Genomic DNA, 14552 nt, shown 5'->3' on the forward strand with positions numbered 1-14552 from the left:
GGAGGAAGGTATGCCGGTCTCCGCGGAGGCGGTAGAGCATTGCGCGGACGCTCTTGCTCATCGCGGACCAGATGCCAGAGGTCTATACATTGATCGTTCGGTTGCGTTCGCACATCGACGGCTATCCGTTATCGATCTTAATTCTCGAGCCAATCAACCTCTTCGCGATAACGAGACCGGAGTGGTAATTACGTACAATGGAGAAATATACAACTATCGTGAGTTGAAAAAAGAATTGCAGCAATTGGGTTACCGTTTTTTGACGACGTCAGATACAGAAGTCTTGATTGTCGGTTATATCGCGTGGGGACAAGCATTCTTGGATCGCTTAGACGGGATATTTTCCTTTGCGCTGTTCGATCCTCGAAATTGCCTTGTTCTCATCGCCCGGGACCGGTTAGGCGTAAAGCCACTTTACTACACGATTTGCGATACTGGACTCGTATTTGGATCGCAGCCGAATGCTCTTATTCGCTGGCCAGGGGTCATGCGCGGACCGGATATGATCGGCGCGCTCAGCTTTCTATCCTATCGCGCAGTTGTAGGATCCCGCACGCTGTACGCTGGCATTTCCAAATTAGAGCCCGGCTATCTCCTCGAGATAAGAAGCGGGCGCTACAGGTCCGAACGTTGGTGGGATTTGTCTGAGGGCATCTCACGCTCGAAGCCGGACTCCGACATTAAGGAATTGCTCGGAAGCGCCGTTCAACGCCAGCTGGTAGCTGATGTCCCGGTGGCCGTATTGTTGTCCGGCGGGCTTGATTCCAGCATCCTTGCCTATGAGGCCGGCGCTCGCTCACGAATCCATCCCATCTGCTATACCGGCAGGGTCGAGCCCTCCGAATATGACGAGACGGGCTATGCCATGGAGGTTGCCGCTGAGTTCGGGCTCACTCACCGTGTCGTCCCAATTCCAGAACCGTCCGATATTGAGGCTGTGGCAGAGCTGGTCCGTTTGCGTGGACATCCACTTGGAATGCATAACGAAACCGCCATGTATACGCTCGCAAAGGCAATTTCGAAGGAGCACAAGGTCGTACTCACCGGCGAGGGTGCTGACGAAATTTTCGCGGGCTATAGCCGCTTGTTTCGGACGCCGTATGATTACAATCGAAGCAAATTCATCGCCGCATTGCCCTCTTCCTTGGCCCAGATCGCACGCCGGCGCCTTGGCCTTGGGGCCCATGGCAATCAGCTGCAGTTTTTCTTGGACCGTTATACGTACTTTCCGGCTGATGAGATCCGCTCGCTTGCTATCGATGGCCAGATGGGAACGGAGTACGAGATGGAACTCGTCGATCATTTTGCGGCTCAATTTGCGGAGGCCGAAGGAGACTTCTTTAGCAAAATATCACGTGTCTTCGTCTCTACGCATCTGCCAGCGCTGCTGGAGATGGTCGACAACACCACGATGGTAGCTGGGATTGAAGCTCGCGTTCCTTTCACCGATCACCAGCTTGTAACCGCCGCAATGGCAATACCCGGCTCCCAGCGGTTAAGGTGGAGGTCACCAATCGCTTCCGTCCAGGCACTTTGGCAGCCGGTCGCTTCCTTCAGCGAACGTCTTGACGTCTCAAAATATCCCTTACGAAGCGAATACCGGAGCGTCTTGCCCAAGTCCGTTTTATCTCGGAAAAAGATGGGATTTCCGCTTCCGCTGGGCCAATGGGCGGTGGGCGAGGGAGCAGCGCAATATCGAAGGCTGCTGTTTCACGAGGACTCTCCCCTAGGGAATTTATTCGATCCGCCTGCCTTGAGGCGTTGGTTTGAGGTCGGACGAGAAAGACCTTCTGATTCATTCGGTCGTAAGTTTTGGCTTCTGGCCAACCTTGCGCTTTTCTTCAGGGAGACATTCTCATGACAATGGAAGAACCAGCATGTGAGCTATTGCTTCTTCGAGAAGACTGAGTGATCCCAGGCCGCGTCGTCAACGCCGATGCCGACGAACCAGCAGAACAGAAGATCGTATTCCAGCCGCTCCATCAGGAGCCGTTCCGAGCGGATCGAATAGAACGCCTGTAGCAGCATAGCCCTGAGCAATTTCTCCGGCGGAATCGACGGCCGCCCGATCGGCGAATAAAACCGCGAAGTCCAGCTACAACGCCGAAAGTGCCTCGGTCACAATCGCTCGGATCGTCCGAAGCGGATGAACGCGAGGCAATCATCTGTCGCGTTGCGGGAGCGCGTCGGATTTTGTTTGACGCAATTCCCATCCGTCGATGGACTTCTGCAGGTCGGTGGATATGGCTTGCGCGGTGTTCGGCGCGGCCCATGAATGAGGGCAACGCTGACCGAGAATGAGATCAGCAAAGCAAAGGCGGTCGCGAACAAAACGTGGCCCTCTTTGGAAAGCACGAGCTTAACCGCCGCCAATCCGGTTCGTTCATTCACGATCCGTTAGCCTGTGTGTCGTGGTTAATCCATGCTTAACCGGCCGTGCGCGGCCATTTGCTAAACCCGCATAGGGGGCGTAGGCTCAGACATCGGCCGCCGATTTATCCGGATGCTGCCGACAGTGAGAGATACGTGCTCTTGCCCGATAGGGAGAGGAGCCATGGCTCAATCCACTTTTCGCAACCATGTTTTGAATACCCTCACGCCTGAGGATTTCGCGCTTTTACGGCCATCGATGCATCACGTCGAACTGGCCATCAAAGCCCGGCTAGAGATCGCATATCAGCCGATCGAGCACGTCTATTTCCCCGAGACCGGTATCGCATCGGTGGTCGCCGCCATGACCGGAGGGCGGCAAAGCGAAGTCGGCCTGATCGGCTATGACGGCATGACGGGCATTGCGGTCGTCCTCGGCCAGGACAGGTCTCCCAATGAAACCTATATCCAGGTCGCCAGCAAAGGCTGGTCCCTGCCGGTTGAACCGCTTCGCATTGCGATTGCCGGGAGCCAGACCCTTCAGCCGTCACTGCTTCGCTACGCTCACGAATTCCTGATCCAGTCGTCGCGAACGGCGCTGGTCAACAGCCAATCGACAATTGAGGAACGGCTGGCCCGCTGGTTGCTCATGGTCGACGACCTCATCGAAGGAGACAAAATCAACCTGACGCACGAATTCATGGCCACTATGCTTGGTTCCCGACGCCCCGGCGTCACCACGGCTCTCCAGATGCTTGAATATCGAGGGCTGGTCCACGCCAAGCGCGGCGAGATCACGATTGTCGACCGCACCGGAATGATAACACTCACCCACGGCGCGTATGGCGACGAGGAGCAGCGTCACTTCGACATCACCAACAGCCGACTGTCGGAATCGGACATGCCCTTGAAGGCTGTCAGATCTTGGCGCTAAATCATATTGGTCTGGGTTCAGGGAGGTGTTCTTGATGACCAACTCTTTTCATTCCATCACGGTTGAAAGAGCCGCCGAGGCCTATGTTCTTTCCAGAGGCAAAGCTCGCTTCCTCTCGATTGCACAAGCAATCCGCGCCATCCGAACACTCATGCCGACCTGTAAGACCTCTGACCGCCAATTAGAGGAAATGTTGGCGGCAGCATCCATCGTTCACGGCGTGGCTGTGGCTTTCGATAAAACGACGGCCGACAGCGTAGCACCCCAGCTCCATTCTTAGGTGGCCGGATGCTTGCGTTCGCCCAGAAGGCTGCTTCTTCGGACGTTCGCCAAGCGATCATCCGCCAGCTGATTGAGGACATCGGCAGGCCGTGCATCTCGATAGCAGAGGTGATTCAGGCAACCAGACGAGCTTTTCCACTTTGCGAACTGACGGATTGGGAGCTCGGCAACTTCGCTGCGCGAAGCGCGATTGATGCCGGATTTGCGATTGAGTTCGACGCAGCTGTACCTTGATCGCAAGCTCGGCTGCGCGTCCTTCGAGCGATCATGGGGCGATCATCAGACTCCCGTGCGAACAGTTGGGTTTAGAACTTCTCCGCACAGTCCATGCTTGCCGGCGCGATCGCCGCGTAAATTCCTTGGAGTTTCCATTACATACCTCCCTTCCAAGCGCCAGCATCTGCAATGAGGAGGTTGTTTTGGTTCCGAAATGCTTTTGGGCGGCACCGGCAAATTCCGCTTGGCGGCTGCTGTCAAGCGTCTCCTACGCCATCAGTCAGGGGTGTAGGGCACCGATCCGTTTTTGCTTTGCGTCGAATCTCAAAGTCAGACTAATTTCTCAGGCATTCGATTGAGGGAGGGCACATGCCAATTTATCAAAGAGCCAAAGAAGCTGGCGTCTTCGATTCCTCCGACGTCGCTCTGCTAGGTCGCGTGTTCGAGAAGTTGAAAGCTGAGGGCCAATCGCCAGAGGGATATGAAGCGCTCGCCTCCCGCGTAATCGCAAACTATCAGGCCGGAATCAGAGACGAGGAAGAACTGGCGGCGGTTTCCAAACTACCTCTGGGGCGGTGAAGTGCATCTTGTGCCGTAGCGCATCTGCCTTGTCGAAACAGAGCAAAAAGCCCGTCACCTGTTGACGGGCTTCTGACTTGCGGGTGGGAGTGTACCCAGTCGTACTCGTAGATCGGATTGCCGAAATAGAGATAGGTGTCGCGATTTTCTTCGCGTAGCGGCATGGCCGTCATGCCCCGCTGATAGCTGGGCTCGAAATGTTCAAGGATGACGCGCCATGAGCTGTCGTCTCGTGCGCTTCCTCGGTGGGCATTCATCGACGATGATGAGATCGAAAAAGTCCGGCGGAAGTCACGGAAAAGCCCGGCACGACGCTCGTCCTCGGCAAGAGCCTGATAGACAGTATCTCGGCAGCTTACCACCCACCGTGTTGTAAGGGGCGATGAGGTGGTTCACGCGCTCGACTGTTTCGATCCCGCTGCCGCCTGATAGCGCCGCCAAAGATCATCAGGCGTGGGGAAATCGGCGATGCGCGTTTCCGTCCCCTTGAAATACATCGATCTCAATAATACTACCAGCAGATCGCCATCAACCGGACGGTTGAAGCCATCCTTGCCGGAAAGAAGCGCCTGCTTCTCACCATGGCGTATCGCTGCCGTTAGTGGCGTAGGCGTATTTGAGGCCGAGGATGTCCGCATAGTCGCGGGCCTGCTGAACCGCGGTGCTCGCAGATTTGTAACCGGCCTTCGCCTCGACCACAGCAAGCGGGAAATCCCTCGTAAAGCGAAGCAGGTAGTCAACGCGCTTCGGCGGATTGCGTACAAAGCCTTCGCCTACGGGGATGACGCGGCCATCTGTGACGGTCCGCTGCTCGGCGATGGAATGAGGCTCGTGATCCCAACCGGCGGATTGCAGCTTGGGCACGACAAACTTTCGGCACGTGTCGGCTTCGTTCGTCATGTTCCCCCACTGCCCCCCGAGCTGCGGTTCTATCCTGCGAAAATCAGCTTCGCGATTCGCCGCGCGAGCGCTATGATTCACCGAGGCTCGAAATCCAGAATTTCGCACACGACTGCGAGCCTGTGGACTCTTGCTTTTGATCTCGCAGGTCTATTGGCCGGCAACCGAGAAGCTCAACCGTCTTGCCGATTGTCAACATCTGGTCTGTCTTACGTACCAGAGAACCGCGTCTGACCGCTCGCATGGCAAATTGGCAAAATCGGCGAGGACGGTCCATCTGGCCGAGCCTTCACGCATCGTGTTCGCGCTTCTATGTGTTCGCGCTTCTATTCTGCCGCGGAAACCTTCTGACGGCCGGATGCACGATAGGGATCGCCACCATCGCCAGTGAGATCAAGGTGGTATCGACGAGCGTCGAGAAGCTCAATCAGTTTGGCATGGTCTTGTACCCTGCATTGAAGACGACCATTTTCAAGCTCTTTGAACTTAATACCATGCTGAGCTGCGAGCGCTTCAATTGGTGCACGCTGGAATGCCGCCAGATTAGCATTCCCAGCCACTGAGGCCGCATGACGTGCCACTCTTGGATGGCTCCCAATTTGCTCCACAATCCTCGATAAATCGAGAAAGGTGATCGCGTCGTGGATAGCCTGGACCTTTGCGGCGGCAGTTGCAGCAACGTTTGCTACAATCTTCGCCACCTGCTCCATTGGGCCGACGTTCAAAATATAGACGTGCGCATCCGTGACGATGACGTCGAACTCCTGGTCGAGGCGAAGAACGTTCTCCTGGATCATAGTGAGTGTGTCGTCTACAAGGCGTACCAAGCGGTTACGTGCCTTTATGGTACCCTTCAAGCGCGTAGCCTTCTTTATCCCTATCGCACGGCGGCCCTGATCATCTGTGAACTCAGCGAAGTAGTAGTCCATGTCCTGAATATGGTCTTGGACGTTAGCAAGATCGTCGAGAGCCCCAGCATCAAATATCGCTGACAAATCACCCATGAACTCGTTTTTTCGCTCAGCGTAAATTCGCCTTTTCGCTCCATAATCTTCCGAAATATCGTAAGCTTCCCAGCCCGTCTGAACTGCCTCGAACGAATCAATCGTATCTCGTAAAATCGTCCGCAGCGTGTCTTTCGTTGCTGCGTCGGTCGGAACAAAGTGCATGTTGCCATTGCTGCGCAACGTAACTCCAAAGTTTACCGCAACTATCGCCATGGGGTTAAATTCGGCTTCAATCATCGTCTGCCCTATCAACAAGTACGTTGCCCCCGAGTCGGTATCCGGTTAGCGGCTCCCCGTTCACCAAATAATGCCTTCGAGAGATCACTGCATACGTGACGAGTCGCTCACCCTCTCGGTCCTTGGATGTAGTACCGCCCCGAGCTTCAACAGTAAATATGCGATATCCACAGAGTGCAAAAATCAGATTCATGTAGTGAAGGCGCATATGCCAAAACAAAAACATGACAAAGAGGAACGCAATTGATATGGCAGCAATATCACGCACAGCAGTGAGAGTGGCTTGGAATAGCGGGATGAGCATCGCAAAAAGATACGTCAGGAGGTGCTCCCGCTGATCACGCGCTGACTCCACAACAATTGTTTTCTCATTCTGGTTTGCACGCGCTCTTCGAAAAACCAGACAGAGAATTGCAGTCGGCAGTATGAAAAGGAAGACGCATGTGGGGATCCACAGCCTGTCAGAGATTGGAGTCACTCCCCGCACCGCCCACAGGAGAAAAACCGGACTTAAGCTCGACCAAACTAAAACAAATCGGACGAAGCCAAGCCCTTCGCCCGCGGTAGCTCTCGGCATAATGCCTCCAGTAAAAAATGAGTTAGCTCTATGTTCAGGATCGTAGACGAGATGGGCGTCTCCGGGAACCTCATGGCGCGTTTGAAGTCTAGGCATTGAATGGGCACAGTGGACGCTCAGCCAAGACATGTCTACAACTGGTATTGCCGTACTGGGGGGTGAAAATGGCGGAATTCAAGGCTGTTAAATCGCGAACGACCATCAGGTCAGCGATGAAGAGGTGGCAGAAGGCCTTTGTTATGCTGGGCAGTCTGAATCACGGGTTCTCCGGGCTGATTTGGGTTGAGTCCTCCGGAATCTGGCTACGCGTTGGAGGACGGGAAAGAGCTAAAGGCTTTAGGTACTGGAACGGGATCGGTGATCGGCTCGGGAGCGGGAAGGGCAGAAACCTTCTCGTCGAAATAAACCCGCCGGATGGAGAATTTCCGGGCCGTTTCCAGGGCCTTGTGGCACATGATGGCGCGAGGCGATTGTGGGTTCTGCACGCAGGTGAAATAAACATCGAAGGGATGCCCGTCCACCTAGGCGATCATGTCCAAGTGCACGGTTTGCCATCGGTCGATGTTCATTTCTCAAATGGGAAAGTTCGACAGTATTACAAAGTGGCATGCCTTGATGCGAATGAGCAATCGATTGTCGGTTCTACCAAAATATTTGCGGACGCATGCCGATTGGTCCGCATCAGTACCGGCGCTCAGTCTCAGTCGGCTGTCGAGATTGCATCTCAAGCCAAGATATTTGAGGAAGCGCTTGGCCCATATCTCGTTGGCCCCCAAGGCGCGAAATGGAAGGACCGCACTCATGCCCGAATTTGGCATGCGTTAAAACAGGCCTTGGAGGCCAAAGGTGTAAAGGTCGCTAACGAACGGGTAAGTTCCTTGGGGCCGGACTTGTTCACCTACGACGAGCCTGTACCGAGGCTTTTTGAGATTAAAACGGCAGCGGGCTCATCTGATTACCTCAAGGCAATCGGCCAACTGATCGTATACGAAAGGTTGCTGAAGAGGGGGTTCAGGAAAATGATGGTCGTCCCGAAGGACCTTCCTCCCGCTTTGAAAGAAATCTTGGAAAGCCTCGAGATAGGCGTTGTGACCTACGGCACGAAAAAGGGCACACCGCTCTTCAGCGGCCTTTGAACAAGACCTAAGCGTTACAAATAACGCCCTTAACAGCCACCCGACTTGCGAGGAATAGCTTGACGTCCAAAGACATTGACGCCTGCCCAAAATGCGGTTCCTTCGAGCGGCGACCTCGTGGAAACTGTGCTCATTGTCACCGCGAGGCAGCCGCTCGATATCGCGCTAGAGTGAAGAGCGCACAGGGTACTCACACGGAAGCGGAGTGGCTTGCCAAGGCAGCAACCTATGGTGCTTGCCCGAAATGCAGCCGCACGTGGGATCAGGTGGAGCGTCCAAACGCCCAGCGCCTACCATTTACAAAGGGCCACATCATACCGTTGGCGCGGGGTGGGACGAATAGCATCGAGAACCTTCAGCCCGAGTGTTCGCGCTGCAACTATGGGGACCACGGAGCTCATTTTACTCGACTGGCCCGCAGATAGGCGCGTGACCAAAATTCCGCACGCTGGCCGCCGAGGATTTCGTGGGGCGTCCGCATAGGGACGCGCGAAAAAAAATCCAGATCGCCTATGCGGGGGACCGCGACATGGATCGTTACAAATCAAACGAGTTGGGCTAATTGTGCCGCCAAATTCGGAACCCTGAAGCACCAAGGAGAGACCATGGCGACTGACGATTTGGATTTGGAAGCGCTGCTCGCCGAGTTCAAAGCGGAGCGAGAACTCGACGAAGCCGACCTACCTCCGTCTACGTTCACGGCCCACCCAAAGAATCCGAGGGCGAGTGCGCGGAGGAAGCTTCGGCGACGCATCGTAAATCTGGAGTTGGCGCTGGAAAACGTCGAGTGGGCTATCGGGGAGGTCTTTTCAACCGCTGGCCGCGTCAACAAGGAGAGCGAACTTAGGCGGCTGCAAGCGGCAATTGCCGCCTTCCGGGAAGAGACAGGACTCAGGAATTCCATTCAGGAGGACTACGCGCCGACCTCTGACGACGCGCTCTTCAAGATGTTCGAGGCCGCCGAGCAAACCACCCGGAACGCGATTGCCAACAGCGCCCCGCTGATGAGTTCGCTCGACCTGTCCCCCGCCAAGGATGAGGACGACTAAGCCCTCGAAGGTCCAGGATTATCCTGATCTCTACTGTGCAGGGTGGCAGCTATGTACGCGCCAACCTACAAGGGCGCGCTCGACTGGTCTGCCCTCCACGCCCGACACAGGCCCAAGTGAGGGCAGGGGATATCTCGCCCACATTCCCTCGTAGAGGTCGGTGTGCCAGTAAAGAGAAGGTAGCGATAGGGCTGACCATAGTTTCTGAAATCATAGAGAGCTCTAATCCTCTATCAGCGAGCGCCCGGCATACGGCGCCTGGGGCAAGCCGAGAACGCGCGCAAGCGTCGGCGCAAACTGGTCCGCATTTGCCTCGTCGACGGTCCGCTGGGCAACGCCGATGCCGGACAGGATGAACATTCGGTCGTCCTCACGGCTGCCCGGCCGAAAACCGTGGGTTGAGATGGCGCGCGGCCTGCCCGTCGCAGAGAGCGGGGCGGACGCATGCCTCGCTCGCTCCTCGAAGGAATGCCGAGGCGGCGCGACGAACATCGCCACAGCCCCGCGGAGTGGCTCCGGTAGATGCAGATCGTTCCAGAGTTCGACGCCGTAGGGCGACAGTCGCTCAGTGGCTCTGTCAACATCGCCGGGCGTTTTGAGGGAGACGTAGAGGCTGGCGCCTTCGGTCATCCAGTGCATGTCAGGGATAATGGCCTCTGGAAAAATCGCCGTATCGACCGGACCGTGACCGTGGTCGCTGGCGATCGCGATCACATAGTCGCCGAGCCGTCCGTTCCGCTCGAGAACTGCCAAGACGTTACCCAGCAGCATATCCGCGAACTGCATCGACCAGATCGCAGTAGGCGTGTCGTACCCGAGAGAATGCTGGAATGCATCCGGCATCTCGATCTCCGTCAGCACGAGATCCGGCGGCCGGTCGGAGCCGAGCAGAGCCACGACGGCGCGATTGAGAAACTGATCGAGTGCGAGGCCGGCCAGCAGGTGCGGCGCGCCGTCATCAACTGACTCTCGGAACCAATCCATTTCGGTCAGGCCGGCGCGCGCGAGCCGATCTTCGGGATCGTGGATTGCGCGCGAGGCCGCCAATGCTTCGGGAGTGGTCATCTTTCCGAAGCGATGACCGGTCACGAAACTACGCAACCACCAGGGCGGGACATAGATGGAAGTATCGTCCAAAGCGATCAACGCATGGCCGATCGCCGCGACATCCAGGCCGGCGGCCTTGGCATGGGTGGCAAGAGTCGGCGCCCGCAAATCCTCAGCTAGCGGCGCCATGAAGATGTCACCGCGGAAGATATGATTGCCATAGACGCCGTGCACTTCGGGTCCAACGCCTGTCAACATGGTTGCGCGGCCGGGGACAGAGGTGGCCGGCACGGCCGATTTAAGCCGGCGAACGCGCAGGCCAGAAGCCGCGAGACGGCTCATGTTCGGGAGGCGGTGCGCATGGGCTTCGAAAGTGTCGGCGCTGACGCCGTCGACGAGTATGGAGATCAGCTTTCTTTGCATGAAGGTCCGTCATTTTAGGGTCGGGTCGAGTTGATCGCGCAACCAGTCGCCGAGGACGCTTACTGCCACGGCGGTCAACACGATGACGAGACTGGGAGCGAGCAGCATCCAGGGGGCGCGGGTGATATACTCGCGGCCGGCGGCGACCATGACGCCCAGGCTGCTCATTGGCGGCTGGACGCCAAGGCCGAGAAAGGACAACCCGCTTTCGACGAGAACGATTTCAGGAAATGTCACTGTTGCCGCGACCAGAAGCGTTGCCGCACTGTTGGGCAGGATGTGCCGAACATAGACGCGCAATGGGTGGGCGCCGAGCTGGCGGGTTGCACTCGCATAGCCCTGCGCACCGGCGGCCATCGCGAGTCCCCGGGCAAGCCGCGCATTCCGCTCCCAGCCGTACAGCCCCATCAGGGCGACAAACAGCGTCAGCGAATTGCCCAAAAAGGCGAGCATGGCCAGCGCCACGATGAGAAATGGTAACGAAGCCTGGACGTCGATCATCAGGAGCAGAACGTGCTCGACCAGCCGGCGAAAATAAGCGGCGGTGAAGCCGATCGCCGTGCCGACGAACACGCTGATCGCGGTCGCGCCGAAGGTGACCAGCAAGCTGGTGCGGATCGAGTAGATAAGACGCGAGCCAACGTCACGGCCGAGATCGTCAGTTCCAAGGATATGCAGCATCGTCCCGCCGAACCCCACAGGCGGCGCCAGACGATGGCGCAGGTCGATCGCAGTAATGTCGTAGGGGGCAATGTGCGCTGCTACGAGTGCGGCCACGACCATGAGCAGAACCCAGCCCGCTGCGACGCGTGTCGGCAAGTCCATCCAGGAAGTCGTCTGAAGCCTAGGCATCATGACCGGCATCTCAATGCGATCCAGCGGACGATGCCCGCAAGCGCGGATCAACTACGCCATAGAGCAGGTCCATCAGGAGGTTGGCCGATGTCATGGTTAGTGTCACAAGCAGAAGGATGACCTGAACCACGGCGAGGTCTCGGTTGGCAACCGAGACCACCAGCAACTGGCCGATGCCGGGCCAGCCGAATACATTCTCCACCAGGACCGCGCCTGCAACTTGTCCCCCTAGCATCAGGCCGAACAGCGTCAGCACAGGAATGATCGCGTTCGGGAGAGCATGATGGCGAACCACCTGCCGCCAGGTCACGCCCTTGGCGCTGGCCGCGACGACGTATAGCTGTGACAGAACCTCGATCATGGCACTGCGCGTGAAACGCGCGATAAGGGCCGCCCCGCCAATGCCGAGCGTCAGAACCGGCAGGACAAAACCGGCAGCCCGGTCTGCGCCGCCTGACGGGAACAGGCCGAGTGTGACCGAAAAGATCAGGATCAGGAGCAGCCCAAGCACGAAGCTCGGTACAGTGAAGCCGAGAACGGTCAGCATCATAACCGATCGATCGACCCAGCTGTCGCGATGCATGGCGGCATAGGCGCCGACGGGAATCCCGATCAGCATTGTGAGTATCAGCGACGGGATCATCAGCGCCAATGTCAACGGCACGCGCTCGAGCACAATATCCAGGGCTGGCTTTCCGCCCAGCATGGAATTGCCGAAGTCGCCATGAAACGCCGCCTGGATGTAGCGCCAATATTGCACCGAAAGCGGTTGATCGAGATCCCAATGCCGGCGAAAGGCTTCGAGGTCGGCGGCACGAGCGCTGGGACCGAGAATTTGCAAGGCTGGATCTCCAGACGCGCGTAACACCACGAAGGTAAGGGTCACCACAACAAGGATCGAAAGTGCGGCACGCAAGACTTTCGGGCCAACAAAACGAATGATTGTCGCGGTCATCGATCCCTCACACGATGGCAGGCGACCTCCCGTTTTGAATCCAGTGGCAGGAGTTCGGGCAGGCTTTGTCGGCATATGTCGTGCGCTAGTGGGCAGCGTGAATTGAACGGACACCCGGAAGGCCGATCGGTGGCGCTCGGCGGCTCGCCCGAGAGCGGCACATATTGGTCGAAGCCGCCCGGCAGCCTTGGCATGGCCGACACGAGCGCCTGCGTATAGGGATGTGCGGGGTGGTCGATGATGACGTCGGCGCGCCCCTGCTCGACGACGCGGCCCAGATACATCACCGCAATGCGATCGCTGACGTGACGCACGATCCGCAAGTCATGGCTGATAAACAATATGCCGAGCCCAAGCTCCTGCTGACGATCCACCAGCAGGTTGACGATTTGTGCCTGTACAGAGACGTCGAGCGCCGAGACCGGTTCGTCGCAAACCAGAAGCGACGGTTTTGGTGCTAGCGCACGCGCCAGCACGACGCGCTGGCGCTGGCCGCCGGAAAGCTGATGCGGGTAGAGCATGTGGTGGTCTTCGCCAAGTCCCACTGCTTGGAGCAGCTCTCTTACCCGCTGCCGCCGGCTTGCGGCATCGCCAACTCCGTGAATCTCCAGCGGCTCGGCGATGAGGGCATCAACCGTCATGCGGCGGTCGAGCGCCCCCAGCGTGTCCTGAAAGACCAGTTGCATCTGCCGCCGCTGTGAGCGCCACTCTTTGCTGCCGATCCGCGGCAGCAAAGAATCTTGAAACAGCACCCGGCCGCTGTCCGGCGAATCCAAGCCGAGCGCGATCCGGCCGGTGGTGGATTTGCCGCAACCAGATTCGCCAACAATGCCGGTCGTTTGCCCCGCCTCGACGTTCAGCGACACGCCATCGACCGCAGCGAGATATTTCCGCGGTCCGAGAATCGACGAGCCGACCGGGAAGCGGCGGGAAACGCTTTCGAGACGCAGCAAGGTCATCGCTCGGCTGCAGCCTTCAGGCAGTGCACGGAATGCCCGGCAGAAACCTGCCGCGCTTGCGGTCGGGCTACGGCGCATGCAGCGACGGCGTCCCTACATCGCGGTGAGTAGGCACATCCAGGCGGCAGGTGTCGCTGCGGTGGCGCGCCCGCTATTGCGGTCAACCGTATGCGCGGTCCACACGATGGCGGAATGGCTCCGATCAGGTCGCGCGTGTAGGGGTGCTCCGGCGCTGTCAAAAGCGTGAGTGTCGATCCGGCTTCGACGATCCGTCCGGCATACATGACGCAAACCCGATCACAGATGGCCGCTACTGCCGCTAGATCGTGGCTTATCATCACCAAGGCCATGCCGGTGTCTTGCTGGATCTTCTTGAGCAGCAACAGGATCTGCGCCTGCACAGTGGCATCGAGCGCAGTCGTCGGCTCGTCGGCAACCAGCAGTTCGGGCCGGCCGGCAAGCGCAATGGCGATCATTACGCGTTGGTTTTGGCCGCCCGACAACTCGTGCGGATAGGCATTGACCCTATTTGCAGCATCCGCGATGCCGACTTGGTCGAGCAGTCGACGAGTCTCAGCCCGAGCGGCGGGACCGGTCAAGCCGCGATGCAGGCGAAGTGCTTCAGCAATTTGCGCGCCTATGCGATGCACCGGATTCAGGGCGCCGGCCGGATCCTGGAAGATCATGGCAATACGCCCGCCACGCACGCGATCCAAAACTGATGACCGGGCGCCAACCAAATCGAGGTCGCCAAGCCACGCTTCGCCCGAAACATCGGCGGATCGTGGCAATAGATCCAGCACCGCCCGCCAGGTCACGGACTTGCCGCAGCCGGATTCGCCGACGATACCAACGGCCTCGCCTTTGCCTACAATGAGATCGACACCGTGTAGGACAGGCACACCCCCGAAAGCGACCGTCAGGTCAACAATCTTAATTGCAGGGTTGGCACAGGAGGGCGGAACGCCATGAGCCGGCAACAGCGCGAGGCTCGCGCTGTTCTTGTAAGACTTGTTCAGCATAGAG

The 14552-nt window shown here is 57.8% G+C and carries 14 protein-coding genes and 2 pseudogenes; 8 read left to right on the forward strand and 8 right to left on the reverse strand.

The annotated features are described in order from the left end of the window. The first annotated feature begins 10 nt into the window (after positions 1 to 10). Positions 11 to 1861, forward strand: a complete 1851-nt coding sequence (gene asnB / locus O7B34_RS29555; RefSeq protein WP_337131794.1) for an asparagine synthase (glutamine-hydrolyzing) — start codon at positions 11 to 13, stop codon at positions 1859 to 1861. A gap of 26 nt (positions 1862 to 1887) precedes the next feature. On the opposite strand, the pseudogene O7B34_RS29560 reads toward asnB, so the two are convergent. Beyond that, positions 1888 to 2161 (reverse strand): annotated as a pseudogene (locus tag O7B34_RS29560) (transposase); the annotation flags it as partial. Between the two features lie 468 nt (positions 2162 to 2629). Between O7B34_RS29560 and O7B34_RS29565 the strand changes: the two are divergent. The 4 genes from O7B34_RS29565 to O7B34_RS29580 all read left to right on the forward strand — a co-directional run bounded on the left by O7B34_RS29565 (position 2630) and on the right by O7B34_RS29580 (position 4381). Then, positions 2630 to 3304 carry a Crp/Fnr family transcriptional regulator gene (locus O7B34_RS29565; RefSeq protein WP_337149330.1) on the forward strand — a complete coding sequence of 225 codons (675 nt, stop codon included), beginning with the start codon at positions 2630 to 2632 and terminating at the stop codon, positions 3302 to 3304. A gap of 34 nt (positions 3305 to 3338) precedes the next feature. After that, positions 3339 to 3584: a hypothetical protein gene (locus O7B34_RS29570; RefSeq protein ID WP_337131031.1), complete on the forward strand. Its 246-nt coding sequence runs from the start codon at positions 3339 to 3341 to the stop codon at positions 3582 to 3584. Between the two features lie 8 nt (positions 3585 to 3592). After that, a complete protein-coding gene (locus tag O7B34_RS29575; RefSeq protein ID WP_337131032.1) occupies positions 3593 to 3820 on the forward strand; it encodes a hypothetical protein in 228 nt (75 codons plus the stop codon). 351 nt (positions 3821 to 4171) lie between these two features. Then, positions 4172 to 4381 (forward strand): hypothetical protein, encoded by a 210-nt coding sequence (locus tag O7B34_RS29580; RefSeq protein ID WP_337149331.1) that lies wholly within the window; start codon positions 4172 to 4174, stop codon positions 4379 to 4381. 2 nt (positions 4382 to 4383) lie between these two features. On the opposite strand, the pseudogene O7B34_RS32270 reads toward O7B34_RS29580, so the two are convergent. Continuing rightward, positions 4384 to 5281 (reverse strand): annotated as a pseudogene (locus O7B34_RS32270) (DEAD/DEAH box helicase family protein); the annotation flags it as partial. Positions 5282 to 5607: 326 nt separating this feature from the next. Further along, a complete protein-coding gene (locus O7B34_RS29590) occupies positions 5608 to 6525 on the reverse strand; it encodes a Kiwa anti-phage protein KwaB-like domain-containing protein (protein WP_337143145.1) in 918 nt (305 codons plus the stop codon). Positions 6526 to 7266: 741 nt separating this feature from the next. Between O7B34_RS29590 and O7B34_RS29595 the strand changes: the two genes are divergently transcribed. From O7B34_RS29595 to O7B34_RS29600, 3 genes are all read left to right on the forward strand, one after another. Further along, the gene (locus tag O7B34_RS29595; RefSeq protein ID WP_337131037.1) at positions 7267 to 8238 is read left to right on the forward strand and encodes a hypothetical protein; all 972 of its coding nucleotides are present in this window, start codon (positions 7267 to 7269) and stop codon (positions 8236 to 8238) included. 170 nt (positions 8239 to 8408) lie between these two features. After that, a complete protein-coding gene (locus O7B34_RS32275) occupies positions 8409 to 8663 on the forward strand; it encodes an HNH endonuclease (RefSeq protein WP_442921017.1) in 255 nt (84 codons plus the stop codon). A 180-nt stretch (positions 8664 to 8843) separates the two neighbouring features. Further along, entirely contained in the window at positions 8844 to 9287 is a 444-nt protein-coding gene (locus tag O7B34_RS29600; RefSeq protein ID WP_337131038.1) for a hypothetical protein, read from the forward strand. A 222-nt stretch (positions 9288 to 9509) separates the two neighbouring features. Here the strand turns inward: O7B34_RS29600 and O7B34_RS29605 are convergent, their stop codons facing one another. Genes O7B34_RS29605 through O7B34_RS29625 form a run of 5 tightly spaced genes read right to left on the reverse strand, consistent with a single transcriptional unit; the run spans position 9510 to position 14548 of the window. Next, positions 9510 to 10757 carry an alkaline phosphatase family protein gene (locus tag O7B34_RS29605; RefSeq protein WP_337131039.1) on the reverse strand — a complete coding sequence of 416 codons (1248 nt, stop codon included), beginning with the start codon at positions 10755 to 10757 and terminating at the stop codon, positions 9510 to 9512. Positions 10758 to 10766: 9 nt separating this feature from the next. Continuing rightward, entirely contained in the window at positions 10767 to 11621 is an 855-nt protein-coding gene (locus O7B34_RS29610) for an ABC transporter permease (protein ID WP_442921018.1), read from the reverse strand. Between the two features lies 1 nt (position 11622). Further along, positions 11623 to 12567, reverse strand: coding sequence for an ABC transporter permease (locus tag O7B34_RS29615; protein ID WP_337149332.1), 945 nt, complete (start codon positions 12565 to 12567; stop codon positions 11623 to 11625). After that, entirely contained in the window at positions 12564 to 13526 is a 963-nt protein-coding gene (locus O7B34_RS29620) for an ABC transporter ATP-binding protein (RefSeq protein WP_337143148.1), read from the reverse strand. Before O7B34_RS29620 ends, O7B34_RS29615 begins: the two co-directional genes overlap by 4 nt. Further along, positions 13523 to 14548 (reverse strand): ABC transporter ATP-binding protein, encoded by a 1026-nt coding sequence (locus O7B34_RS29625; protein ID WP_337131041.1) that lies wholly within the window; start codon positions 14546 to 14548, stop codon positions 13523 to 13525. Before O7B34_RS29625 ends, O7B34_RS29620 begins: the two co-directional genes overlap by 4 nt. Between the last annotated feature and the right edge of the window lie 4 nt (positions 14549 to 14552).

This window comes from Mesorhizobium sp. Cs1299R1N3, from assembly GCF_037179625.1.
GTDB lineage: Bacteria > Pseudomonadota > Alphaproteobacteria > Rhizobiales > Rhizobiaceae > Mesorhizobium > Mesorhizobium salmacidum.